The organism is Brevundimonas sp. GN22 (genome assembly GCF_054824005.1).
On record NZ_JSYD01000032.1, the window covers coordinates 1 to 24690 of the forward strand.

Sequence of the window (24690 nt, forward strand, 5' to 3'; positions counted from 1 at the left end):
CGTAAGCGGCAGACCACCACCCACGGCAGCACGACGCACCACATCGGGGCGTGCACGGGCTAGCTCTGCGGCGGCCACCATTTCGGTCGCCACATAGCTGGCACCCAAGCGCGAGGCGAGCACACGAAACGGCAGATCGGTGATCCCCGTCATCGGTGCCATCAGCACTTTTCCGGGGATTTGAACGTCCCCGATTTGCAATCCTGAACTCATGCCGCCCTTAGCGCCGAAACAATGCCCCCTCGTCAACCATGAAACTGGCGCTTAGAAGGCGATCCATGACCTTCTCTGCGATTATCGTCGCCGCCGGATCGGGTTCTCGCGCAGGCGGGGACAAGCAATGGCGCACTGTCGGCGGCAAGCCGCTCATCCGCTGGTCGGCAGAGGCCCTGCTGGATGCAGGCGCATCACCGCTGGTGATCGTGCTGGCCGACGGTGCCGAGGATCGCGCCCGCGAGGCGCTGGATGGCTTGTCCGGTTGGGTGTCGGTGACGGGCGGAGCCACGCGTGCTGATTCCGTCCAGGCAGGCCTTGCTGCGCTCGACGATGATCGCCCCGTGATGATCCACGACGCCGCCCGCCCTTTCCTGAAAGCCCACACCATTCACGCCCTGCTGGACGCCCTGTCCGACGCCGAGGGCGCATTGCCTGCCCTGCCCGTCGCCGACAGCCTTCGTCGCGGTGACGCCGAAAAGCTGATGGGCGCAGTTGTGGACCGCGACAACCTGTACCGCGCGCAGACGCCCCAAGCCTTCCGCCCCTCCACAATCCGCGCCGCCTATGCGGCATGGACCAGGCCGGATGCCCCCACCGACGAGGCGTCTGTCGTTCAGGCCCACGGTGGCCGCGTGCGTCTGGTGGCCGGAGAGGCCGACCTGTTCAAACTGACCTACCCCGAGGACTTCGCCATGGCTGAACGCCTGATCCCTGACACCGCACGTCGCGTTACCCGCGTCGGCATGGGCTATGACGTTCACCGCTGGGTCGAGGGCGATGGCTCGGGCACATGGCTGTGCGGTGTCCAAGTCCCCCACACTCACACTCTGCTGGGTCACTCAGACGCCGACGCCGGTCTGCACGCCCTGACCGACGCCATTCTGGGCGCTATCGCCGAGGGCGACATCGGCGACCACTTCCCGCCGACGGACGACCGCTGGAAAGGCGCATCGTCCGATGCCTTCCTCGCCCACGCCTATGAACTGGCCAAGGCCAAGGGCGGCGCGATCATCAACGTGGACGTGACGCTGATCGCGGAGCGCCCCAAGATCAACCCCCACCGCGCCGCCATGCGTCAGCGGATTGCCGACATTCTGGGTCTGGATCTGGGTGCCGTCAGCGTAAAGGCCACCACCACCGAAGGCCTCGGTTTTACGGGCCGAAATGAAGGTCTGGCCGCCCAAGCGGTCTGCTCTATCGAAATGCCGGCTTAAGCCGCAGCGTCCGACCGCTTGGAATCCGCAACGGCCCGTTCCAGCAACTGGATCGGGCCTTCGCCCTCGGTAATTTCAGCCACGCCGATATCGAAATCAAAGACAAACGGCGAGCGATCTTCACCGGCCTCGAAGGCCGTGCAGGCGATCACAGCCGCGATCCGTTCTGCGGCAGCCCGTGCCGCGCGTGCAGACGTCGCCGGCATCATAATCGCGAAGCTGTCCGGCGACAGCGAGGCTGCGGTGTCCTCCACCCTCACCAAACGCGAGATCATAGCCCCCACCTGCGGCAAGGCCCGATCGACCCAACCTCCACGGTTAATGGCTGAAAGCGCATCGGACTTGGCAACACGCAATACGCATAGCGACAAGCTACGGCGGCGCTTTACGCTGGCGGCATAAACCCGGCGCAAATGCGAGGCGAACGGCTCTGCCAGAAACAGCCCCGTCACCCCGTCCGTCAGATGGGACACCCGCACACTATCCAGCGCGCGGCGGATGGAAACACGGCGGCGATAGTTGTGCGCCATCGCCATGACCCGCTCGGCCGTGTCGGCTTCGCCCACATGGGTCTCCACCACATCTGCAAAGCCACGCAGATAAAGGTCGTTCAGGTTCACATCGTCGCCGGGCTTCAGATAAAGCACCAGCGGGATATGATACAGGCGCGTGTTTCGCTTCATGCCCGAGGCGATAGACATGGCCACCGACCGGTTCTCTCCACCCCACAGCAGCGCCGCATCGAATGACCGTTCGTGCAGATAATCAAAAGCCGTATAGGGCGTGGGTGCGGCCACAACCTCGACACCCGCCGCATTAAGGCTGTTGCTTAAGGCGAGGAAACGCTCGTCGGGAGCACCGATTGCCAGGACCGTCACAGGCTGGTGGTCGTCCTCGACACGACGCAAAGTCGCATCGTGCTCGGCAAACGTCTGGCACCGCAGCAGGAACTCTTCTTCGGCAACCGCCGCGCGCATCAGGTGCTCAAGGCGAACCAGCGCCTGCGTCGGATGCGGCATCTCGCTCATTCTCAGGTCTATGCCGTGAATCTCGGCCTGCCCGACGCCCATAACTGGCAAATGGCGGTCAGGCATGACGCTGCGGATTCTGTCGATCCCTACAACAATGGCCGGATCATCCAGATCAACCACCGCGACATCGAAGGGATAGGTCTCCAGAGCCATGACGGCCTGTTCGATGTCTGCAACCCACAAGGTGTTGCAACCCGATTCGTCCAGTCCTGCCTGCAATGGAGCGAAACGCGCAAGCCGTGATGCCACCAGCATAACTCGTACAGAGATATCGGTGAGTTTATCGGCCTGCATACGTAACGATCCAACTGCGATGGGTTTCGGCGAGTCGCTAAGCGCCAGCCCTGTCCCGTCCCGATACGCGACCTTAGACTAAAATATGGCTAAGCTGGGCTATAAAATGGAGGTCTACGGACGGCTATCTTTCCCTCACGAGCGAAAGTCTTTAAATCGGCCTGATGCTGCATAACGACATCGCGACGTCCTCCGCGCAGGTTTCCTCTCGCACCAACGGTATTGCCAAGCTGATCAGCCAGTTCTCGCTGTTCGCTATCGCAAGACTGTGCGCGCGTGCCTTTGGCCGTGCGTGGGGCCGTGACGTAATGCTCTATACAGGCGGTGTGACGTTCTTTGCCCTGCTGGCAATGTTTCCGGCTATCGCCATCCTGATCGGCTTCTACAAGGCCGTGCTGTCCATCGGGAATGTCAGCGAACAAGTGGCCGCGATGGCCGAAACGGTTCCTGCAGCCGCGCGGACGCTGTTCTTGGCAGAAGTCGAACGTCTGTCCGCCGGATCATTCCGCGCGGTTTCCACTCAAAGCGCGATTGCTCTGGCAATCGGCGGTTATGCCGCGCACCGTGGTTTCAAGGCACTGTTGGCCGGCCTTAACCTGATCCACGACGAGAAGGAGCCGCACGGCTTTTTCAAGTTCAACATGCTGGCTTTCCTGGTAGCCTTGGCTGCATTCTTCCTGTTCACGGTGGTGTCGGGCACCATCGTGACCTGGCGTCTGATCGAGCATGCCTACGCGACCGAACCGGTCAGCCGTATGATGATGCCCTTCGACAGCCTCTGGACGGCTGCCGGCCTGTGGCTGGGCCTGACGATGCTGTACCGCTATGCCATGAGCCACCGCACCCCCGTTATGTGGCCCGCAGCCATCATCGGCGGTCTGGTTGCAACGGCGATGTCCGGCCTGTTCTCGTGGCTGTGCGCCATCTATGTGGAGCAGATCGTCCATCTGGGCGCGACCTATGGCTCTGTGGGTGCCGTAGTCGTCCTGCTGATCTGGCTGTCGTGGAACGTCAACGCGATCTTCTACGGCGGTGCATTGGCCACCGAGCTGGAACTGGCATTCCGGCCTGAGCCCGAAGTAGCCGAGGCCGAGCCTGACGACGGCCGCGTGATCAATCTGGACGCCCGCCGCCAGTCTCGATCGTAAGACGAAGCACGCCTTCTTCTTCTAAAATATCGATCACCCGCCCGCCCGTTTCCTGCATCAGGAAAGGCACGTCGATACGCGCCATTGGGTCGGTCGCCAGCAGTTCCATCACCTGCCCAGCGGGCGCATGCTCCATGGCCTTGCGCAGCTTCAGGCTGGGCACGGGACATTTGTGACCCCGTGCGTCGATAACGACCGGAGCCATCAGGCGTTCAGAGCTTGTGACAGCAGTTCAAGAGCCTGAACCAAGGCCGCTTCGCGTACCTTCTCGCGGCCCAGATCGCCGAACTGGCGCTCGATGTGCAGAACACGCCCGTCCGCGCGGGCAGCCGCAAAATGCACCAGCCCCACGGGCTTCTCGACCGACCCGCCGCCGGGACCCGCAATACCAGTGATCGCGACAGCCACCGAAGCGTCGGAATGCTCGACAGCACCGGAAGCCATGGCGCGGGCCGTCTCTTCGGAGACTGCTCCGTGGTCGGCCAGCGTCTGCTCGGGAACGCCCAGCATCTGCATTTTTGCGCGATTGGAATAGGTGACAAAGCCCCGGTCCACCACACTGGAAGACCCTGCGATCTCTGTCAGCGCAGCCGCCACCAGACCGCCGGTGCAGCTTTCAGCCGTGGCGACCATGACGCCTGCGTCTCCCGACTTGGTCAGAACTGCCTGCGCCAAATCCACAACCGTTTCGGAAAACATTGCTATCACCTTTTTTGAAGCATTAAACTTAGCGCCGGGATGAATGCCCCGCCGGGTATTCAAGGGGACGCACAGTGACCGACAGCAGCCTGGAATCCGGTAAGCGTAAAAGTCAGTCGATTCAGTTTTTAACACCGGCGCTTTTTGCCGTCGCCATCTTTACCTCGGCCAGTCTGGTTTTTGTCGTCCAGCCGATGGTGACCAAGATGGCCCTACCATTGCTCGGCGGCTCGCCTGCGGTCTGGAACACTGCGATGGTGTTCTTCCAGACAGCGCTGCTGGCAGGCTATCTCTACGCTCACCTTCTACAGCGCATCCCTACCTTGAGGATGCAGGCTCTTGTGCATATCGGCCTGCTTTTGGTCGCGGCACTATTCCTGCCTTTGCAGGTGCGTGGCCTGTGGGGGGATCCCGATCCATCTGCGCCGGTGCTGTGGCTGTTGGGTACGCTGGTTATTTCTATCGGTGCCCCCTTTGCCATACTGTCAGCGACGGCTCCGCTGCTGCAGGCGTGGTTCGCCAAGGTTCAGGCCGGAAAGCCGGGCGGGCAGAACCCTTATGTGCTGTATGCGGCCTCCAATCTGGGCAGCTTCCTCGCCCTTCTATCCTATCCGGTGCTGATCGAGCCGCTGGCCCCTCTGTCCAGCCAACGCATCACATGGGGCATTGGATACGGCATATTCGTCGTGCTGATCCTGCTGCTGTTGGCCCGCATGTGGGGAGCCAGAAACAGCGCAGGCGAAAGCGCGACTGTCGCTCCGCGTAGTGAATCCATCCCGTGGAGCCGCAAGCTGGTGTTGATCGCGCTGGCAGCGGCACCGTCCAGTCTGATGCTGGGCGTCACCACCCACATCACGACGGACGTGGCGTCCGCGCCGTTCCTGTGGGTCATACCGCTGGCGCTCTTTCTGCTGACGTTCGTCATCGCCTTTCAGAACAGGCCGCTGATCCCCCTGCCCGTCACGCTTTTGGTGCAGGCGGCGATGATCATCGCGATTGTTATTACCCTGAAGCTGTCAGGCACAGACTGGCTGTTCCAGTTCTGCCTGCATCTGGGGGCCTTCTTCTTCACCACACTGATGTGCCACCAGCAGATGGCGGCTCGCCGTCCTGCGCCGGACCGTCTGACAGAGTTCTATCTGCTGATGTCCATCGGCGGCGTGGCCGGGGGCGCTTTCACGGCCCTGTTGGCCCCCGTCATCTTCAAGACTGTGTTGGAATATCCGATCGTCTTGCTGCTGGCGTTGCTTGCCCGCAGCAACGATCCGTCACCTTATACCCGACGCGACACGGCCATGTTCTTCACCAGTCTCGTCGTGGCTGTCCTGCTGCCCATCAGCTTCCATCTGCTGCGCTTCCTGCCCGATCTGGTGACCACGCTGGGGCAGACCGGCCTTCGCCGCGCCATGGTTATCGCCCTGCTGATCTCCGGCATATGTGCGTTCCTTGTGCGCAACCGCGTGCTGCCGTTCCTTGCCCTAATGACGGTGGGCTTGATGGCCAGCTTCCTTGTCAGCGGCGGCAAGGAGTCTCTGGTTACCGACCGGAGCTTCTTCGGCATCCTTCGAGTGGCAACGTCGTTCGAGAGGGACCTCGGCGGTAACGTCCACACCATGATGCACGGCACCACCCTGCACGGTGCGCAGATCCAGCATCCCGATGGCACCTGTATTCCAACGCTTTACTATGCGCGTACAACCCCGCTGGGTCAGTCGATAACCATTAGACAGTCCGCCAAGCCTGCCCTGAACGTGGGCCTCGTCGGTCAGGGTACGGGCACCATGCTTAGCTATATGCGCCCGACCGACACCTTCACCTATTTCGAGATCGATCCCATGGTGGACCGCATCTCCCGCGACCCGCGCTACTTCTCCTATTTCAAGAACTGCGCGACGAACGACGTCAGGACGGTCTATGGCGACGCGCGACTGACGCTGAAGAAAGAGCCCGCCCATAGCTTTGACTATCTGCTGATCGACGCCTTCTCGTCCGACGCAATCCCCACACACCTCCTGACCAAGGAAGCCATCTCGGGATATGCCGACATGCTGACGCAGGACGGGGTGCTGGTGCTGCACTTGTCCAACCGCCATTTGGACATCACCCGCCCCGCCATGGCCGCTGCCGAGGCAGCTGGCTTGTCCTACCTGCATCAAGGCTACAGTCGCCCTCGGGAAGGACACGACATGATCGACGCGACAACCGAAGCGCTGATCATCGCCCGCACTCCAGAGGCCCTCGACGCCTTCAAGAAGGACGGTCGCTGGTCCGAATGGACCCCAGGCGGGGTGAAGCCCTGGACCGACGACTACGTCGATCTATTCAGCGCCATGGTCCGAGACATGCGCAAAGGTTGATGGAGTGGCGCGGGCTATCGATCAGCCCGCGCTGGCTACCCGCGCCAGATCGGTAGTGATGCGCTCGGCGACCTTCAGGCGATCTTCCGCCGTCGGCCATTCGCCCTTCACAACGATCTTCTGATCGGGCCTGATCTTCCACGTCAGGTGGTTCTTCTGGATCAGTCCGACCAAGCCCATAGGGTTCGGGAAGACGTTGTTGCGCAGCGTCAAAACCGCCCCCTTGGGCCCGACATCGATCTTCTCGATGCAAGCCTGACGGCAGTTGGCCTTGATCCCCACGATACGAAGAAGTTGCTGCGCCTCTTCCGGCAACGGACCGAAGCGGTCGATCAGTTCGGCGGCCATCGCCTCACGATCTTCCATCCGCTCGGCGTCCGATAGACGACGATACAGGCTCAGGCGCAAGTTCAGGTCCGGAATGTAAGTCTCTGGAATCAGGACAGAAGCACCGACGTTGATAGACGGAGACCAGCCACGGTCGGCGACCTGTTCACCCGCTTCTCGCAGTTCGGCCACGGCATCTTCCAGCATCTGCTGATACAGCTCGACACCCACTTCGCGGATGTGACCCGACTGTTCGTCGCCCAGCAGATTGCCGCCGCCCCGCTGATCCAGATCGTGGCTGGCCAACTGGAAGCCGGCTCCCAGATTGTCCAACGATTGCAGCACCTGCAGACGGCGCTCCGACGACAGGCTCAACGGCTTCTTTGGATCAGTCGTCAGATACGCAAAGGCGCGGGCTTTCGAGCGGCCGATGCGACCACGAATTTGATGCAGCTGCGCCAGACCGAACATGTCCGCACGGTGTACGACCAGAGTGTTGGCCGTCGGAATATCTATACCGCTCTCGACGATGGTGGTCGAAACCAGCACGTCATACTCCCCGTCGTAGAAGGCGCTCATCACCTCCTCCAACTGGGTCGGGCTCATCTGGCCGTGGCCAACCACGAATTTGATCTCGGGCACCTGCTCACGCAGGAATTTCTCGATGTCCGGCAGGTCCTTCAGGCGCGGCGCGACGTAATAGGCCTGACCGCCGCGATATTTCTCGCGCAGCAGGGCTTCGCGGATCAGCACAGGATCCCACGGCGTCACATAGGTTCGCACAGCAAGACGGTCGACCGGCGGGGTGGCGATGATGGACATCTCGCGGATGCCCGACAGCGCCATTTGCAGGGTGCGCGGGATCGGTGTCGCCGTCAGCGTCAGCAGGTGAACATCGGCCCGCAGGGACTTCAGCTTCTCCTTGTGCTTGACGCCAAAGTGCTGCTCTTCGTCCACGATGACGAGGCCAAGGTTCTTGAACCCGACCTGCTCGGCCAGCACAGCGTGGGTACCAACCACGATCTCGACCGTGCCGTCTTTCAGGCCGGCGCGCGTTTCATTCGCCTGTTTAGCCGTGACCATGCGCGACAGATGGCGCACCGTGACGGGCCAGCCCGCAAAACGCTCGGAGAAGGTCTTGAAGTGCTGACGGGCCAAAAGGGTCGTCGGGCAAACAATCGCCACCTGCTGGCCGCTCATGGCCACAACGAAAGCCGCCCGCAACGCCACCTCGGTCTTGCCAAAGCCGACGTCGCCACAGATCAGGCGGTCCATCGGCGTACCCTTGCCGAGGTCCTCGAGCACATCGCCGATGGCGTTCAGCTGGTCGTCGGTTTCCTCATAGGGGAAGCGGGCACAGAACTCGTCGAACAGGCCAGAAGGCGGGGTGATCGCATCCCCCACCTTGAGCGCGCGTTTGGCCGCCAGAGCAATCAGCCCCTCGGCCATGGCCTTCAGACGCTCTTTCGCCTTCGCCTTGCGCGCCTGCCAACCGGCACCGCCAAGACGGTCCAGCTGCACGCCCTCGGCGTCGGTGCCGTAGCGGGTCAGAAGGTCAATGTTTTCAACGGGTAGATAAAGTTTGCTCTCACCCGCATACAAGAGTTCAAGACAGTCGTGCGGCGCGTCCTGAATGCTCAGGGTCCGCAGTCCCTCATAACGACCGATGCCGTGATCAAGGTGAACCACCAGATCGCCCGCCGTTAGCGCGGACGCCTCGGCGAGGAAGTTGGACGCACGGCGCTTGCGCTTGGGCCGCGCCAGACGATCGCCCAGAATGTCGCTTTCGGAAACAACCGCCAGCGTGTCGGTGACAAACCCGTGCTCAATCGGCAGCACGGCCCGCAGATAGATGCCCTCGGGGGCCGCCAGCACATCGTCCCAGTCGCGCACCTGAAGCACGTGCGACAGGCCGTGGTCGCCCAGCATGGCCGCCAGACGTTCCGCCGAGCCTTCCGACCACGAGGCGAACAGAACGCGCTTGCCCTCGCCCATCATGGTTTCGGCGTGTTTGGCCACGGCCGCGAACAGGTTCACGCTGTCTTGCGCACGTTCCGCCGAGAAGCTGCGCCCCAGCCGCCCACCGGCATCCTCGCCCGATCCGGTGGACAGCGGGTTCAGGCGTCGGACCGCACGGCCCGCCAGTGCGCCATTCCACGCCTCGGCATCAAGATACAGAAGCTGCGGAGCCACCGAACGATAGGCTTGCCCGCCCTTGGACTTGGCCGCCTCGCGTCGCGCCTCATAGGCATCTTCCGTTAGATTCCAGCGCTCTACACGTGCTTCCTCTGCCAGATGATCAAGAAAAACGGGAGCGTCGTCGGGGAAGTACTCGAAAAGCGTGTCGAGGTGGTCGTAGAACAGCGGCAACCAATGCTCGACTCCCTGACGCCGCGCGCCCTCGCTGACGGCGGCATACATCGGCTCGTCGCCCGGTGCGCCGAACAGGTTCAGATAGCCTGTGCGGAAACGCGAAATGGTGTCGCGATCGATCAGGATTTCCGACACGGGCGACAGCGAAATCGACTTCAACTGGCGCGTGGTGCGTTGGGTCTCGGGATCGAAGGCGCGGATCGACTCCAACTCGGTGCCGAACATGTCTAGACGGACCGGCTCGTCGAAACCGGGGGGAAAGACATCCACCACCCCGCCACGGATCGCATACTCGCCGCGCTCGTGAACCGTAGAAGCGCGACGGTAGCCGTTCGCCGTTACATAGGCTTCCAGCGCGCCGGTATCGAGGTCCTGCCCCACCTTGGCGTCAAAGCCGCCAACGGTCACCGCATGGCGCGGCGGCACCCGCTGCGCCGCCGCCGCGACCGTCGCCACCACCAGCAGGGGCGTCGGATCATTCGGGTCGCGGGTGGCCAGCCGCGTCAGGGTCGCCATCCGCTGGGCCGAGATCGAAGCCGTCGGGCTTAGACGGTCATAAGGCAGACAGTCCCACGAAGGATATTCAAGGACTTCAATATCTTTTGCGTAGAAGTTGAAGGCTTGAATAAAATTGCCGGACCGTTGGAAATCGCGAGCGACCATCAGGGCCGCACCACCCGCCGCCTTTATTTTCTCGGCAACGATCAGGGCATCCAGCCCCTCGGGCGCACCACCGAGGGTGGCGTCGATACGCTCCAGTCCGGCCTTCACCATTAACCGATACCCTTGAACACTTCAGCCGAAACGTGGGCGCGCATGAAGGCGCGGATCTTGTCCATCACCGGACCTTGATGCTCGGGCGGAGTTGGATCGCGTTCGATGATCCAGCCGTACAGATACTGGTCCTCGACATCGAGCAGGTCCTCGAAGATCGCCAGTTCGGCATCGTCCAGCGTCGGGGCAATCTGGTCCGCAAACGGGCCCAGCACCATGTCGGCTTCACGGAAGCCACGGCGCCATGCGCGGTAAGCGATCCGGCCCAGACGCACATTGCGGTCCGTCTCGTGCTTTTCACTCTCGGGGCGGAAGGTCAGATCAGACACGCTTTATCCTTGCCAATGACGCGAACTAAAAGGTTGGCCTGTCAGATAGCCTTCCCGAGACCGCTTCGCCAGTTCTCTTGGTCAGGCTATGGTGATTGTGATGCGGCCAGAGATTCTCTTCCCCCTGTTTGCGGACGTCACGACCCTGAAGGGCGTGGGCCCGCGTATGGCACCCCTGATCCAGAAACTGGCAGGGCCGACCGTGCGCGACCTCGCCTTCTATCCGCCCAACGGCGTGATCCAGCGCCGCCGCGCCACGGCTGCCGACGCGGTCGAGGGCGAGATCGGCATTTTCAATGTCACCATTGAAAAGCTGATCATGCCGCACCGCCACGGTGCCCCGATCAAGGTCCGTGCCTTTGATGGTACGGGCTTTGTGCATCTGATCTGGTTTGCAGGATCGCCGCGCCATATCGAGGGGCTGGCCCCCGCGGGCTCGCAGAGGATCGTCACCGGCAAGGTAGAGCGGTTCAACAACGAGGTGCAGATTTCGCACCCCGACTACATCCTGCCGCCTGAAAAGGCCGACGAAATTCCTGTCGCCGAGCCGACCTATCCGGCGACGCAAGGCCTGACCTCGCGCCAGCTTCGCAAGCTGTGCATGGCCTCGGTCGCCTTGGCCCCCGCGCTGGAGGAATGGCAGGACGAGGCGTGGATCAAACAGCGCAAATGGCCGGATTGGCAAACGGCGCTGCAAACCGTTCATGGGCCCCAGAACGAAGCCGACCTGCTGCCCGATGCCCCTGCCCGTCAGCGTCTGGCCTATGACGAACTGCTGGCGCACCAGATGGCGCTGGCGCGTCGCAAGGCCACGCGTCAGGCGACGCCTGCGCCGGTCATCCGCGCGGGCGAGGCCTCGCACCGCCTGCTGGACGCCCTGCCCTTTAGACTGACGGGCGCACAGGCCCGCGCCATCGAGGAAATCCGCCACGACCTGAAGTCCGGCGAGCAAATGGCCCGCCTGCTGCAAGGCGATGTGGGCTCGGGCAAGACCGCTGTGGCCGCCGTGGTTCTGGCCGATGCGGCCTCCAGCGGCTTCCAGTCGGCCCTGATGGCCCCGACCGAAATCCTCGCGCGCCAGCACTATGAAAAGCTCGGTCCCATGCTGGCCGAGGCGGGCATCACGTCCATCCTGCTGACCGGACGCGACACGCCTGCCGTCAAACGCAAAAAGGCCGCCGCCATTGCTGCGGGCGAGGTTCAGGTCGCCATCGGCACCCACGCCCTGTTTCAGGATGCGGTGGAGTTCGACAACCTCGCTCTGGCCGTCATCGACGAACAGCACCGCTTTGGCGTCCGCCAACGCCAGCAGCTTCAGGACAAGGGCCGCAAGGGCGTCCACCTGCTGTCCATGTCGGCCACGCCCATCCCGCGCACGCTGGAACTGACGCAGTACGGCGAACTGGACGTCAGCCGCTTGAACGAAAAGCCACCGGGCCGCACGCCCGTCACGACCGCCGTCGTGCCGCTGGCCCGCATCAAGGAAGTGGCCCAGCGGCTGAAAGCGGCTGTGGAGGCAGGCGCGCAGGCCTATTGGATCTGCCCTCTGGTGGCCGAGTCCGAGGCTATCGACCTTGCCGCCGCCGAAGACCGCGCCGAAGCCCTGCGCAAATTCCTCGGCACCGAGGTCGGTTTGGCGCACGGACAGATGAACGGTGCCGAGCGCGAGGCGGTTATGAACCGCTTTGCCGCGGGCGAACTGCCGGTTCTGGTGGCGACGACCGTGGTCGAGGTCGGCGTGGATGTACCCAATGCCTCCATCATGGTGATCGAACACGCAGACCGCTTCGGTCTGGCGCAACTACACCAGCTTCGCGGCCGCGTCGGGCGCGGGGCCAAGGCGTCTTCGTGCATCCTGCTCTACGGCGCGGGCGAGAACGGCGAACTGGGTGAGATAGCCACCAAGCGTCTGGAAATCCTGCGCAACAGCGAGGACGGCTTCCTGATCGCCGAAGAGGACTTCCGACTGCGTGGCGGTGGTGATCCGCTGGGCCTGAAGCAGAGCGGCTTCCCCGCCTATCGTTTTGCCGACCCGATCAAGCACCGCCACCTGTTGTTGGCCGCCGCCGACGATGCGCGTCTGGTTCTGCACCGTGATCCCAGGCTGGAAAGCCCGCGCGGCAAGGCCATTCAGGTGCTGGAGAGCCTGTTCGACTGGCGCACGGATCGCGCCAGCATGGACTAAAGCCTCTGGGCCGCTTCCAGCTTGTCGATCATCCAGAACCGCGCCGGAGGAAGCGGCTTATTCATCGGATGAAAGACGTACTGCTCAAGGAAATGCCCCGTCAGGGTCAAACCGTCGCGCACGTCACCGTCGTCCAGTCCCGCCTGCGCCCCCAACAGGAACGGCGGCAGGGTCAATAATTTATTGGCATAGGGCTCGCCTGCCTTGCGACTGACAGCACGGCCCGTGCGCGGGCTGACCCAGACCAGATCATCAGTGTCGCCCGTTGAGGCGCAACGGCTGAGGTCCAAACCGAATCCCAGCGACTCCAGCAGCCCCATTTCATAGCGCACGAAAATTGCCGGCCAGATGTCGGCAATCCCGAAAGCCGACATCAAGGCGTCGAACGCATAGAAGGCCCCCGGAAAAGGCTCGCGCTCCGGCAAGGCTCCGCCCGCGACGGCGGCGGCGGCACTCAGTCCGGTCAGGGCCACCGGATCATCAAACAGGGAGGCAGGCCCCTCGCCCATCGGTTCCAGCCGGGCCGATCCCAACTGGTCCGACGTGCGCGACCGGAACTCGGCCAAGACCTTGGCCCCCGGTTGCAAAAACGGCTTGATCCGGCGCGACGCGCCGCCCGCCACATAGGCAGCGCGACGACCATGCTGTTCGGTCAGCAGTTCGACCACCATGCCGGTATCGCCGTGGGCGCGTGCCGACAGCACAAAGGCTTCGTCCTGAAATTCCAACTTATTTGGCTTTTATAACGGCGACGACTTCACGCGCCTTGTCATTGGGAACGATGAAGCTGAGCACATAATGCTCGATCTTCCAGCCATCCTCGCCCCGGATCAGCGTGCCTGAGCCCCGCACCAGACCATAGCTGTCGTTGCTGAGCACTTCGTCAAACGTCGCCACGCATTGGCATGCCACAGGTGCCAAACGTACTTCGCGCGTCTGTGGCATATAGGTCCAGCCGCGTCCTTGAGAGAAGTAAGGCTCGGCATAGGCGCGAAACTCCTCAACGTTCCATTGCTCGCTCTCGTCGGTGCCGACAAAGCGGCCCGTCAGCGTGAACAAGCCGAAATAGGTTTCGCCATCAGCCCGCGAGGCCGCCTGATGGAAGCGATCCAGCAAAGCGTCCGCGCCCGCAATATCGGGTCCGTCGGACGGGGATTGCAAAGCCGCAGCGATCATGAGCAAGGCGAGAATGTTCATGGTTTGGACACTACACCTTCATGACCAAGACGGAAACTGGATGCTTATTTGCCGAAGGTCACCGAGCATGGCTCTGCGGTTACGACCAAAGGCGCATTGGAATCGGGCACTTGCCACCTTTAAGCCATACACAGCGCTCTGAGTTAACGGGGGCGCATCTATAGGGTCGAGTATGTCTGTCATCCGTAATCAGGCGCTGAAATCCAAGGTTATGTCCGCCGAGGACGCCGCAGCGCTTATCCCCAACGGTGCCAATGTTGGCATGAGCGGTTTCACCGGTTCGGGCTATCCCAAGGCTGTTCCCTCCGCGCTCGCTACCCGCATGACAGAACTGCGCGAAGCCGGCGATCCGATGCGCATCAGCGTCTGGACCGGCGCATCGACCGGCCCTGAACTGGACGGCGAACTGGCTGCTGCCGACGGTATCGAATTCCGCCTGCCGTATAATTCCGACCCGATTGCCCGCGAGAAGATCAACTCGGGCAAGATGGAATACCTGGACATGCACTTGTCGCAGGTGGCTCCGGTTGCATGGCAGGGTTTCCTTGGCCCCCTGGACACCGCTCTGGTCGAGGTGGCTGGCATCACCGAAGACGGCGATCTGGTCCCGTCCTCGTCGGTCGGCAACAACAAGACGTGGCTGGACCGCGCCGAAAACATCATCCTCGAGGTCAACCGCTGGCAGAACCCGGCGCTCGAAGGCATGCACGACATCTATTACGGGACGGCCCTGCCGCCAAACCGCGTGCCGATCCCGCTGGTCAAAGCCGACCAATTGATTGGTCAGCCGACCTTCAAAGTCGACCCCGCCAAGATCAAGGCCATCGTCGAGACCGACGCACCGGACCGCAACCTGCCGTTCGCCGCACCAGACGACAACGCCCGCGCCATCGCCGGCCACCTGATCGAGTTCCTGAAGAACGAAGTGAAGCAAGGCCGCCTACCCGCTTCGCTGCTGCCGTTGCAGTCGGGCGTGGGTAACGTCGCCAATGCAGTGCTGGCAGGCCTCAACGACGGCCCGTTCGAGCGTATGGCCGCCTATACCGAAGTGCTGCAAGACGGCATGCTGGACATGCTGGACTCGGGCAAGCTGACGGTTGCCTCGGCGACTGCATTCTCCCTGTCGCCGGAAGCCGCTGCGGACCTCAACAGCCGCATGGAGCAGTTCCGTGGGCGCATCATCCTGCGACCGCAGGAAATCTCGAACCACCCTGAACTGATCCGCCGTCTGGGCTGTATTGCGATGAATGGCCTGATCGAGGCCGACATCTATGGCAACGTCAACTCGACGCAGGTTATGGGTTCGCGCATCCAGAACGGCATCGGTGGCTCGGGCGACTTTGCCCGCAACGCCTACATCTCGTGCTTCGTCACCCCGTCGACGGCCAAGGGTGGCAATATCTCGGCCATCGTGCCCATGGCGTCCAACGTCGACCACATCACGCAGGACGTGCAGGTCATCGTGACCGAGCAGGGTCTGGCCGATCTGCGCGGACTATCGCCGAAGCAGCGCGCCAAGGTGATCATCAACAACTGCGCCCACCCAATGTATCGCGACATGTTGCAGGACTATTACGATCGCGCCCTGACGTCGTCTTACGGCCTGCAATCGCCGCACATGCTGACTGAAGCCCTGTCGTGGCACCAACGTTTCATCGAGACCGGCAGCATGCTGCCCGCCTGAGGAAGTCCCCCACCCTCACGATGATAAAAAGGCCGGATGGTTCGCCCATCCGGCCTTTGTTGTTTTAGCGGGAAAGCGCCGTCGGAAACGGCTTGCCCAGCGCCTCGGCCATGCCCTGCTGGCTGATCAACAGCACCTGATCACGCAGGTGGTAGTTGTTCGAGAGAACGACCACCGTGATCTTGCGCGTCGGCTCATAGGTGACAAGATTGCGGAAACCCGACCACGAGCCCGTGTGGTAAATCTGGGGCTCACTGAATGAAGGCGAAACGCGCTCGCCTAGCGAGTTCATAAAGATGCCATAGCCGTAGGCTCGATGCGGACGCCCGCGTTCGCTCGGCGTATCGGCGGGCGAGTGGTCGCGGATCAGATCGGCATAGGACTCAGGCTTGAGGATCAGACCGTTGTGGAGCGCGAGGTTCCACATCAACAGGTCGTCCATGGTCGAATATAGGGCCCCTGCCCCCTGAACCACACTGACGTTGGCCAGAGGTTGCGGGGTTAGGCCCTGTGGAAACAGGCCGTAGCCCATCGCCAGATTGGGCGTGTTGGCATGGACATCAGAGCCGGTGTCCTTCATTCCCAGCGGGGCAAAGAACTCGCGCTCGATATAATCCTCGAACGACATCCCGCTGGCGCGCGAGACAATATAGGACGCGAGGTTGAAGCCGACGTTGTTGTAGCGAACCTTCTCGCCCGGCTGGAACTGGAGCCCGTAGCGCGAGGCATTGGCCAGAAGCTGTTCGGGCGTATGCGGCGTGACCCGCACATTTCCCCAATTGGCCTGTGCCATCAGATCGGGAATGCCCGAGGTGTGGCTGATGAGGTGGTGGATACGCACATCGGCCCAGCGGGGTGGGCACGGCTGGATCCAGTTGCACACGGGATCATTGACCGACAGCTTGCCCTCATCCTGAAGCTTCAGAATGGCAACGCCGGTGAACTGTTTCGATACAGAAGCCAGACGGAATCGCGTATCCAGTTCAAACGGTGTCTTCTGCTCGTAATTGGCCATGCCATAGGTCTGACGGAACAGTACCTTGTTGCCCTCGGCCACCAGAACCGCGCCTGTGAACTGCTTGTTCGCGGCCATACGGTCGAGCCGCTCTTTCAACTGTGGCAGTTGCTCGACGACGGCGAGTTCGGGCCGCTCCAGAAGCGGGTTGGCATCCGCCGAAACGTGCGTCGCCTCTGGGGTCTTGTCGGCGTGCAACCGGGCGAGAGTGATACCCCCGCCCAGCAGTGCCGCCGTGGCAATACCGATCAGCAACCAGGGCCGACGGCTTGCCTTTTGGGGGACTTGAAACACTGAACTCTTAAACGTCGAATTCGAGGCCGAACTGCGAGTACATGGCCTTGGTGTCCTGCCATTTCGGATCAACCTTGACCGTCACGAACAGGTGGATTTTGCGATCGAACAGCACTTCCAGTTCTTCACGCGACTTCTGGCCGATCCATTTCAGGGTCTGGCCGCCCTTGCCCAGAACGATCGGGCGCTGGCTTTCACGTTCGACATAGATGGTCTGCTCGATGCGGGCCGAACCGTCAGGACGATCTTCAAAGCTGGTCGTCTCGACAGCCGCCGAATAGGGCAGTTCTTCGTGGACGCGCAGATAGACCTTCTCGCGGGTGATTTCTGCCGCCAGAACGCGGGCCGGAACGTCCGCAGCCTGATCTTCAGGGTACAGCCACGGGCCTTGCGGCATGGCGGACGCGAGACGAGCTTTCAGGTCGTCCACGCCGTCGCCCGATTCCGCCGAGATCATGAAGACCTCCGAATAGGCACCCGTTTCGAAAAGTTTGTGCGACAGCGCCAGCAGGGTGTCGCGACGCATTCCGTCGATTTTGTTCAGCGCCAGAATAACCTTCTGGCCCATCTTGTTCAGGTTCTTGATGATCGTTTCGGTGTCTTCGGCCGACTTGCGGTCTGCCGGCGTGCCGTCACGGCTTTCGGCACCAAGGTGTGCCTGAGCGTCAACAAGGTGAACCACGACATCAGCGTCTTCGGCACCGGCCCACGCCGATGCGACCATGGCGCGGTCTAGGCGGCGGCGCGGGTTGAACACGCCAGGGGTGTCGACCAGAACGATCTGGGCAGCGTCGTGCATGGCAATGCCGCGCACGGGGAAGCGCGTGGTTTGAACCTTCTGGGTAACGATCGAAACCTTGGATCCCGTCAGCCGGTTTACCAGCGTGGACTTGCCAGCATTTGGCGCGCCAATGATGGCGGCAAAGCCTGCGCGCTGCTGTTCGGTCTGGACGGGGGTGTTTTCAGTCTCGGTCAAATTACGCCTTCACGTTTCATAAGTGCGACAGCAGCGGCCTTCTCGGCTTCCTGTCTTGAATGTCCTGTCGCCAGAGCCGGTTCATAGCCCTGAACGACAACCTCGACCTTGAAGGTCGGGGCATGGTCGGAGCCACTACGCTCCTTAATGGTATAGGTTGGCAAGGGGCGACCCTGTCCTTGCGCCCATTCCTGAAGCGCCGACTTGGGGTTCACGATTGCCGGTTCCGGCGGGGAAGCCAGTTCCTTCGCCCATGCGCGTTCGAAAACGCCCCGGGCGGCATCCAGACCGCCGTCGCGATAAACAGCCGCCAGAATAGCCTCTACAGCATCGGCTATAACTCCGGCCTTTCTGCGGCCACCCGTCTTTGTCTCGCCTGCGGACAGTCGCAGGGCCGGACCGACACCAAGCCCCTCGCCGACACGGGCGCAGGCGCTCTTGTCGACCAGCGAATGCAGGCGCGCGGAAAGCTTACCCTCATCGGCCTCGGGGAAGTCGCGCACCAGCATGTCCGCGACCAGCAGACCCAGCACGCGGTCACCGAGGAACTCGAGGCGTTCGTTATCGCCCGGCCCCGAGAAGGAGCCGTCGCTGACGCTGGAATGGGTCAACGCCCGCTCCAGCAGGTCGCGGTTGGAAAACTCATAGCCCAGATTGGCCATCAGCTTTTGAATCGCGACAGCCCTCTGGTTGATGTTGGGGGCCATTAGCTCAACTTTTGGAAGAAGCGGCTCGGACGCAGCTTGGAGAACCAGCTGACCGGATTGAACAGGCTCGCACCCGGCGACCACGACACCAGAATAACCTGCGCCTTACCGACGAGGTTCTCTTCCGGAACCATGCCAACGCCCATCGACATTTCAACGCGGCTGTCGATCGAGTTGTCGCGGTTGTCACCCATCATGAAGTAGTGGCCGGTCGGGACTTCGAAGACGGGCGTATTGTCCAGTTCGAAGTTTGGACCGAAGTCCTGCGTCATGAAGGTCTTGCCGCCTGGAATGGTTTCGCGGACCTTGGCCAGCGAACGGGTGCCGAACAGGTCGTTCATCTCGGCCTGGGTGACCACGACGTCGTCAACAGGCTGGTCATTGATGAACAGCTTGCCGCCACGCATCTGCACCTTGTCACCCGGAAGGCCGATCACGCGCTTGATGTAGTCAACCTTGGTGTCACGCGGCAGCTTGAACACGGCGATGTCGCCACGCGCCGGAGCCTTGCCAAAGACACGACCCTCAAACAGCGGCGGGCTGAACGGGATCGAATGCTTGGAATAGCCGTAAGACCACTTGGACACGACGATATAGTCGCCCTCGTACAGGTTCGGCTCCATCGAGGCCGACGGAATGGTGAAGGGCTGGAACAACAGGACGCGAACGACCAGTGCAATCAACAGAGCGAAGACAATCGTCTTGATGATTTCGACGGTCTCGTTCGCCGCGGACTTTTTCTCGGTCACAGGTTTGGCCTTCTTTCGGCGCCGCGGCGCAGTTATCGGCTTTTCGCTTTCAAGGGCTTCCGGATCATCCCCCAGATCGAAAGGGGCATCTCCTTCGTCACTCCAAACGGGTTGGCGGGCTGGCGTATCGAATGCCGCGTCCGCTTCACCAAACTCAGCCTTGGTGTCGTCGCTCATGGTCTGCTCGAATCCCCGCACCGTGCGAGGTTTATATCCGCCTAATCTCTGATCAGGCGGCGGGCAAGGCTTCGATGATTACGAATGCTTGAGAATACGGGTATTCATCGGTCATCGTCAGATGGATGTGCGCCGTGTGGCCTTGGGGCGTGAGGCGCTGCAAATGCTCGGCGGCATTGCCCGTCAACTGAAGCGTCGGCTTACCGGACGGCAGGTTCACCACTCCCATGTCGCGCCAGTAAACGTCGGACCTTATGCCCGTCCCCAGCGCCTTTGCGCAGGCTTCCTTTGCCGCAAAACGCTTTGCATAGCTCCACGATGGATCAGGCTTGCGGTCCGAACGGGCGATCTCGATCGGTGTAAAGCACCGCTTCTTGAAACGGTCGCCAAACCGCTCCAGCGTCTCCTCGATCCGGCGGATGTCGCACAGATCGGAGCCGATGCCGATAATCACGCGCCGTTCCTCAGCAGAGCCGCATCCATAGCGGCACGCATGCGGCGGATCGCAGCGTCCAATCCCACAAACACCGCCTCCCCGATCAGGAAATGGCCGATGTTCAGTTCGACGATCTCTGGAATATCCAGAATGGTCGCGGCCGTCGCATAGTCCAATCCGTGACCGGCGTGGACTTCCAGCCCCAGCCCATGAGCCTGAGTAGCAGCCGCCTTCAACCGATCAAACTCCACCGCGCGGTCCGCTCCGGACAGGTGGCAATATCGGCCGGTATGGAACTCGACCACCTGAGCACCGACGGCCGCGGCGGAAGCAACCTGTTCTTCGGACGGTTCGATAAACAGGGAAACGCGGATACCCGCATCGGCCAGCGCCTTTACGACCGGCTGGATACGCGCCTCGTGACCAGCGACAGCAAGGCCACCTTCGGTTGTCACTTCTTCGCGGCGTTCCGGCACCAGACAGGCCGCGTGCGGCTTGTGACGCAGAGCGATAGCCAGCATCTCGTCCGTCACGGCCATTTCGAGGTTCAACGGACGGTTGGCACGCTGGCAAAGCGCGCTCAACACATCGATGTCGGCATCGGTGATGTGGCGACGGTCTTCGCGCAGGTGCGCAGTAATTCCGTCAGCCACCGCCGCGAGCGCCTGTTCGGCCGCTCGCGCGGGATCGGGATGTGCCCCGCCACGCGCGTTACGAACCGTGGCGACGTGGTCGATATTGACGCCAAGGCGAACGTGACGGGTCATCGGGTACTTCCTTACTTGGACAGACGACGGCTGCCCGGATCTTCAACTGGCAATGCCGCCAGTTCCGGCGGCAGCGCGTCCGCAGGATAGGCCGGAACGTCGAGCGTAGCCAAGGCAATCAACGGCACACCAACGTCTGCCTTGCCGCCCGAGCGGTCAACGACGCAGGCCGCAGCGATCACGTCGCCTCCCGCCTTCTTGATGGCTTCGATACATTCACGCGACGACAGGCCCGTCGTGACGATGTCCTCGACCATGACGACCTTCTCGCCCGGCTCTACCGAGAAGCCGCGACGCAGCTTGAACTCGCCGTCCACGCGCTCGACGTACATCGAGCGGACTTTCAAGTGTTTGGCGGTTTCATAGCCAGGAATAATGCCGCCGACCGCAGGCGAGATCGCCGCGTCAACAGGCCCAACCGTGGCGACGATCTTTTCGGCCAGTGCCTTGCACAGACGCTCGCAGCGTTCGCCGTCCATGAACACGAGGTTCTTCTGGAGGAAAACGGGGCTGTGCAGACCCGAGGAAAGAACAAAATGGCCTTCGCGCAGGGCGCCGGCTTCGCGGAACTCGTTGAGGACGTCTTCAGTGTTCATGAACGCGGTCCTTAGCCTTGCCGGCCCCGCCCCTCAAGGGCCAAGGGATCAATCTATATTCTCGCCGGGAGCCAGGCCACCTTCCAGCAGCTTGTCCCAGACTGTCTGGGCATCGTCAGCGAACGAGAATAAACCCATATCGTCAGGCTTGATCATTCCGTGCTCGGCCAGCGCCTCGAAGTTGATGATGCTGCGCCAATAACCTTCGTCAAACAGTACGATCGGTATAGGCGGTGCCTTACCCGTCTGACGAAGCGTCAGGATTTCAAACAGTTCGTCCAAAGTCCCGAACCCGCCCGGGAACACCACCAGCGCATTGGCCCGCATGGCCAGATGCATCTTGCGCATGGCGAAGTAATGGAACCGGAAGGTCAGTTCGGGCGTGCTGTAGGGGTTCGGAACTTGCTCGTGCGGCAGGGTGATATTGAAGCCGATGGAGGGTGCGCCCGCCTCGGCCGCCCCGCGGTTGGCCGCTTCCATAATGCCCGGGCCGCCGCCCGTGGCGATGACGTTATCACGGGGCTGTCCGACTGTATTACGGATGGCACCTCCGCGCTCAGACGCCAGACGGCCAAACGCCCGCGCGCCTTCGTACCATTGATGCGCTACGGCCACCCGCGCGCTCCCAAACACCACAATGGTCGAGCGGACGCCCCATGCCTTCAGGGCTTCCTCGGCCTTGGCGTACTCCATCTGGAAACGCACCCCGCGCATGGAATCACCCAACAGAAAGTCGGGATCCATCGCCGCCATGCGATAGGACGGTGATGCCAGTTGGGCAGCATTGGCCGCGCGGCGCTGTTGGTCATCCATGACTTGGTCCTCTGGCCTGATCAGCCGCGAACGCGGTCAACCGTATCTACCGACGGGTTGGCTCTCAACGCAGCCAGGATCATGGTCGCGTGGCGGGCGTCCTTCACTTCTACGTCCAGCGTGACGTCGAAGAAGTCATACTGTCGGTGGGCCAGCGACAGGTTGAGGATATTGCCCCCTGCCTCGCCGATGATCGTGGCCACCTGCCCAAGAACGCCCGGTGCATTGCGCATGGTTGCCGCCAACCGGACGGCACCGATGCCTTCGCGCTCCGCTTGCGGTGTCCACTGCATGTCGCGCCATACGCTGTCGTCGTCGGCGTAGTCCGCCAGCGACTGGCAGTCGATGGTGTGGACCGTCAGGCCAACGTCGGGTTCATGGATGCCCACAATGCGGTCACCCGGAACCGGACAGCAGCACTCACCAAAGTGGATACTGACGCCCGGCGTCAGGCCCGAGCCGCGCACAAACAGACGGGCCGAGGACGCCTCGATCCTCTTGCGCTGACCATGGGACTGCAGTTGGTCCTTCAGGGCGGGGAACAGGATTTCCGCGACACGTGTCACCGGAATACGCCCGCGTCCGACGGCGTCGAACAGGTCGTCCTCGCTGGCGACCGTGAGGGTTTCTAGCGCCGACTTGAGCGTCACGTCCTTAAGCGACTTGCCCGCATGGGCCAGAGTTTGCTCCAGCGACGCTCGGCCCAGCTTGATGAACTCTTCGCGCTCGGAGGTGCGGATATGGCGACGGATGGCCGAACGGGCGCGGCCCGTCACGGTCAGGCTGCGCCAGTCGGTCGGCACCTCGGCCTTGGAGCCGCGAATGATCTCTACGACGTCCCCGTTTTGCAGGGCCGTGCGCATAGGCTTGAGTTCACCATTGATCTTCACACCGACGGCGGTATCGCCGACCTCGGTATGCACTGCATAGGCGAAGTCCAGCGCCATACCGCCGCGCGGCAGGCTGATCAGCGTACCCTTGGGCGTAAAGACGAACACCTGATCGAGATACATCTCGAGCTTGGCGTGCTCGACCCAGTCTTCGCCGCCCTCCCCGTGCTCGATCACCTGCACCAGATGGCGCAGGTTCAGCAGCGGGTCACGGCCACCATCGGCTTCCATGGCCTCGCGGTCGAAGCCGTAAGATTCGTTTTTATAGCGCCAGTGCGCGGCCACGCCGTCTTCAGCGACGCGGTCCATCGCCTCGGTGCGGATCTGCATCTCGACTTTCAGGCCGCCCGGTCCAACCACGGTCGTGTGCAGCGAGCGATAGTTGTTGGACTTGGGCGTCGAGATAAAGTCCTTGAAGCGGTCCGGCACCATGGGCCACGCGCGGTGGATGATCCCCAGTGCGCGATAACAGTCGTCCTCTGTCTCCACGATCACTCGGAAGCCATAGATGTCGGACAGCGACGAGAAGCCCACCGTCTTGCGCTGCAGCTTGCGCCAGATCGAATACGGGGTCTTCTCGCGACCTTTGACGAAGGCGGACAGGTCCTGCTCTTCGAGGACGCGCACAATCTCTTTCGAGACAGTCTGGATGGCGCTTCCATGCTCCAGCTTCAAAGCTTCGAGGCGACGCTCGATGGCCGTGCGGGCTGTGGAGTTCAGGTGCGTGAACGCCAGCTCTTCCAGCTCCGACGCGATCGAGTGGATACCGATCGAGCGGCCCAATGGCGCATAGACTTCGAGCGTTTCGCGGCTGATGCGCTCGCGCTTTTCAGGCTTTACGTACTGGAGCGTGCGCATGTTGTGCAGGCGGTCCGCCAGCTTGACCAGCAGCACCCGCACGTCGCGCGAAATGGCGAGGATGAATTTGCGAAGGTTCTCGGCCTGACGCGTATGCTCGGCCTGAAGCTCCAGACGCGACAGCTTGGTCACGCCCTCTACCAGCACAGCAATCTCTTCGCCGAACATGGCGGCGATGTCGTCACGCGTGGCAGAGGTGTCCTCCACCACATCATGCAGCAACGCCGTCACGATGGTCGCCGTATCCAATTTGTAGTCGGTCAAAATACCGGCCACCTGGATCGGGTGCGCGAAATAGGGATCGCCAGAGGCCCGCAACTGCGAGCCGTGCATCTTCATCGCATAGACATAGGCCTTGTTGAGCAAGGCCTCATCGGCAGTTGGATCATAGGCCTTTACGGCGTCGATCAACTCAAACTGACGCATCACAGGGGTGCGGCGGCCACCGGGACCGGATGCCGCAGACGCCAACGGCGCCGCCCCTGATGGGGACGACGCCGTTGAAACCGATTTCTCGGTAGGCTCAGCCGACGGCGTTTCCGCCGAAGGACGCGCCGGAATAATAGTGACGCCAGTGACAGGCT

The 24690-nt window shown here is 62.1% G+C and carries 22 protein-coding genes; 5 read left to right on the forward strand and 17 right to left on the reverse strand.

Annotated elements, in window-relative coordinates:
* The coding region (locus OB03_RS05045) for a tRNA-dihydrouridine synthase (protein ID WP_461343409.1) at window positions 1–213 on the reverse strand (213 nt) is incomplete at its 3' end.
* 65 nt (window positions 214–278) lie between these two features.
* Here OB03_RS05045 and OB03_RS05050 point away from each other — a divergent pair.
* Complete coding sequence (locus OB03_RS05050) at window positions 279–1430, forward strand: bifunctional 2-C-methyl-D-erythritol 4-phosphate cytidylyltransferase/2-C-methyl-D-erythritol 2,4-cyclodiphosphate synthase (RefSeq protein ID WP_461343410.1); 1152 nt, start codon at window positions 279–281, stop codon at window positions 1428–1430.
* Here the strand turns inward: OB03_RS05050 and OB03_RS05055 are convergent.
* On the reverse strand, window positions 1427–2755 hold the full coding sequence (locus OB03_RS05055; RefSeq protein ID WP_461343411.1) for a diguanylate cyclase domain-containing protein: 1329 nt from the start codon (window positions 2753–2755) through the stop codon (window positions 1427–1429). The two genes, OB03_RS05050 and OB03_RS05055, sit on opposite strands and share 4 nt — an antisense overlap.
* A gap of 164 nt (window positions 2756–2919) precedes the next feature.
* Between OB03_RS05055 and OB03_RS05060 the strand changes: the two genes are divergently transcribed.
* Window positions 2920–3903: a YihY/virulence factor BrkB family protein gene (locus OB03_RS05060; RefSeq protein WP_242915197.1), complete on the forward strand. Its 984-nt coding sequence runs from the start codon at window positions 2920–2922 to the stop codon at window positions 3901–3903.
* Here OB03_RS05060 and OB03_RS05065 read toward each other — a convergent pair.
* Complete coding sequence (locus OB03_RS05065) at window positions 3869–4108, reverse strand: sulfurtransferase TusA family protein (RefSeq protein WP_242915195.1); 240 nt, start codon at window positions 4106–4108, stop codon at window positions 3869–3871. The two genes, OB03_RS05060 and OB03_RS05065, sit on opposite strands and share 35 nt — an antisense overlap.
* Window positions 4108–4602 carry a CinA family protein gene (locus OB03_RS05070; RefSeq protein ID WP_461343412.1) on the reverse strand — a complete coding sequence of 165 codons (495 nt, stop codon included), beginning with the start codon at window positions 4600–4602 and terminating at the stop codon, window positions 4108–4110. The genes OB03_RS05065 and OB03_RS05070 overlap by 1 nt, the downstream gene beginning before the upstream one ends.
* A gap of 74 nt (window positions 4603–4676) precedes the next feature.
* Between OB03_RS05070 and OB03_RS05075 the strand changes: the two genes are divergently transcribed.
* Window positions 4677–6959, forward strand: a complete 2283-nt coding sequence (locus tag OB03_RS05075) for a spermidine synthase (protein WP_461343413.1) — start codon at window positions 4677–4679, stop codon at window positions 6957–6959.
* 21 nt (window positions 6960–6980) lie between these two features.
* Here OB03_RS05075 and mfd read toward each other — a convergent pair whose 3' ends face one another.
* Entirely contained in the window at window positions 6981–10433 is a 3453-nt protein-coding gene (gene mfd, locus OB03_RS05080) for a transcription-repair coupling factor (protein ID WP_461343414.1), read from the reverse strand.
* On the reverse strand, window positions 10433–10762 hold the full coding sequence (locus OB03_RS05085) for an FAD assembly factor SdhE (RefSeq protein ID WP_242915186.1): 330 nt from the start codon (window positions 10760–10762) through the stop codon (window positions 10433–10435). The genes mfd and OB03_RS05085 overlap by 1 nt, the downstream gene beginning before the upstream one ends.
* A 100-nt stretch (window positions 10763–10862) precedes the next feature.
* On the opposite strand from OB03_RS05085, the gene recG reads away from it, so the two are divergent.
* On the forward strand, window positions 10863–12947 hold the full coding sequence (gene recG, locus OB03_RS05090) for an ATP-dependent DNA helicase RecG (protein WP_461343415.1): 2085 nt from the start codon (window positions 10863–10865) through the stop codon (window positions 12945–12947).
* Here the strand turns inward: recG and recO are convergent.
* Both recO and OB03_RS05100 read right to left on the reverse strand, forming a co-directional pair.
* The gene (gene recO / locus OB03_RS05095) at window positions 12944–13675 is read right to left on the reverse strand and encodes a DNA repair protein RecO (protein WP_242915182.1); all 732 of its coding nucleotides are present in this window, start codon (window positions 13673–13675) and stop codon (window positions 12944–12946) included. The genes recG and recO overlap by 4 nt on opposite strands.
* Before the next feature lies 1 nt (window position 13676).
* Window positions 13677–14144 (reverse strand): nuclear transport factor 2 family protein, encoded by a 468-nt coding sequence (locus OB03_RS05100; protein ID WP_461343416.1) that lies wholly within the window; start codon window positions 14142–14144, stop codon window positions 13677–13679.
* Window positions 14145–14316: 172 nt separating this feature from the next.
* Between OB03_RS05100 and OB03_RS05105 the strand changes: the two genes are divergently transcribed.
* Entirely contained in the window at window positions 14317–15828 is a 1512-nt protein-coding gene (locus tag OB03_RS05105; RefSeq protein WP_461343417.1) for an acetyl-CoA hydrolase/transferase family protein, read from the forward strand.
* A gap of 64 nt (window positions 15829–15892) precedes the next feature.
* On the opposite strand, the gene OB03_RS05110 is transcribed toward OB03_RS05105, so the two are convergent.
* The 9 genes from OB03_RS05110 to OB03_RS05150 are packed head-to-tail and all read right to left on the reverse strand — an operon-like array spanning window position 15893 to window position 24532.
* A complete protein-coding gene (locus tag OB03_RS05110; protein ID WP_461343418.1) occupies window positions 15893–17098 on the reverse strand; it encodes a serine hydrolase domain-containing protein in 1206 nt (401 codons plus the stop codon).
* A gap of 46 nt (window positions 17099–17144) precedes the next feature.
* On the reverse strand, window positions 17145–18113 hold the full coding sequence (gene era / locus OB03_RS05115) for a GTPase Era (RefSeq protein WP_461343419.1): 969 nt from the start codon (window positions 18111–18113) through the stop codon (window positions 17145–17147).
* Window positions 18110–18808 carry a ribonuclease III gene (gene rnc / locus OB03_RS05120; protein ID WP_461343424.1) on the reverse strand — a complete coding sequence of 233 codons (699 nt, stop codon included), beginning with the start codon at window positions 18806–18808 and terminating at the stop codon, window positions 18110–18112. The genes era and rnc overlap by 4 nt, the downstream gene beginning before the upstream one ends.
* A gap of 11 nt (window positions 18809–18819) precedes the next feature.
* Window positions 18820–19746, reverse strand: a complete 927-nt coding sequence (gene lepB, locus OB03_RS05125) for a signal peptidase I (RefSeq protein ID WP_242915175.1) — start codon at window positions 19744–19746, stop codon at window positions 18820–18822.
* Window positions 19747–19798: 52 nt separating this feature from the next.
* On the reverse strand, window positions 19799–20200 hold the full coding sequence (gene acpS / locus OB03_RS05130) for a holo-ACP synthase (protein ID WP_242915173.1): 402 nt from the start codon (window positions 20198–20200) through the stop codon (window positions 19799–19801).
* Window positions 20197–20949: a pyridoxine 5'-phosphate synthase gene (locus OB03_RS05135; protein ID WP_461343420.1), complete on the reverse strand. Its 753-nt coding sequence runs from the start codon at window positions 20947–20949 to the stop codon at window positions 20197–20199. Before OB03_RS05135 ends, acpS begins: the two co-directional genes overlap by 4 nt.
* A gap of 11 nt (window positions 20950–20960) precedes the next feature.
* Window positions 20961–21545, reverse strand: a complete 585-nt coding sequence (pyrE, locus tag OB03_RS05140; protein WP_242915169.1) for an orotate phosphoribosyltransferase — start codon at window positions 21543–21545, stop codon at window positions 20961–20963.
* A 48-nt stretch (window positions 21546–21593) separates the two neighbouring features.
* Complete coding sequence (locus OB03_RS05145; RefSeq protein ID WP_461343421.1) at window positions 21594–22358, reverse strand: LOG family protein; 765 nt, start codon at window positions 22356–22358, stop codon at window positions 21594–21596.
* 20 nt (window positions 22359–22378) lie between these two features.
* On the reverse strand, window positions 22379–24532 hold the full coding sequence (locus OB03_RS05150; protein WP_242915165.1) for a RelA/SpoT family protein: 2154 nt from the start codon (window positions 24530–24532) through the stop codon (window positions 22379–22381).
* Window positions 24533–24690 lie beyond the last annotated feature (158 nt).

Coding starts and splice junctions, on each gene's coding strand:
- lepB (WP_242915175.1), bottom strand. CDS start 19,746: ATGAGCGACGACACCAAGGCTGAGTTTGGTGAAGCGGACGCGGCATTC.
- OB03_RS05070 (WP_461343412.1), bottom strand. CDS start 4,602: ATGTTTTCCGAAACGGTTGTGGATTTGGCGCAGGCAGTTCTGACCAAG.
- OB03_RS05105 (WP_461343417.1), top strand. CDS start 14,317: ATGTCTGTCATCCGTAATCAGGCGCTGAAATCCAAGGTTATGTCCGCC.
- OB03_RS05150 (WP_242915165.1), bottom strand. CDS start 24,532: ATGCGTCAGTTTGAGTTGATCGACGCCGTAAAGGCCTATGATCCAACT.
- recG (WP_461343415.1), top strand. CDS start 10,863: ATGCGGCCAGAGATTCTCTTCCCCCTGTTTGCGGACGTCACGACCCTG.
- OB03_RS05050 (WP_461343410.1), top strand. CDS start 279: ATGACCTTCTCTGCGATTATCGTCGCCGCCGGATCGGGTTCTCGCGCA.
- OB03_RS05060 (WP_242915197.1), top strand. CDS start 2,920: ATGCTGCATAACGACATCGCGACGTCCTCCGCGCAGGTTTCCTCTCGC.
- OB03_RS05065 (WP_242915195.1), bottom strand. CDS start 4,108: ATGGCTCCGGTCGTTATCGACGCACGGGGTCACAAATGTCCCGTGCCC.
- mfd (WP_461343414.1), bottom strand. CDS start 10,433: ATGGTGAAGGCCGGACTGGAGCGTATCGACGCCACCCTCGGTGGTGCG.
- OB03_RS05100 (WP_461343416.1), bottom strand. CDS start 14,144: ATGAACATTCTCGCCTTGCTCATGATCGCTGCGGCTTTGCAATCCCCG.
- OB03_RS05145 (WP_461343421.1), bottom strand. CDS start 22,358: ATGGATGACCAACAGCGCCGCGCGGCCAATGCTGCCCAACTGGCATCA.
- OB03_RS05055 (WP_461343411.1), bottom strand. CDS start 2,755: ATGCAGGCCGATAAACTCACCGATATCTCTGTACGAGTTATGCTGGTG.
- pyrE (WP_242915169.1), bottom strand. CDS start 21,545: ATGAACACTGAAGACGTCCTCAACGAGTTCCGCGAAGCCGGCGCCCTG.
- OB03_RS05135 (WP_461343420.1), bottom strand. CDS start 20,949: ATGACCCGTCACGTTCGCCTTGGCGTCAATATCGACCACGTCGCCACG.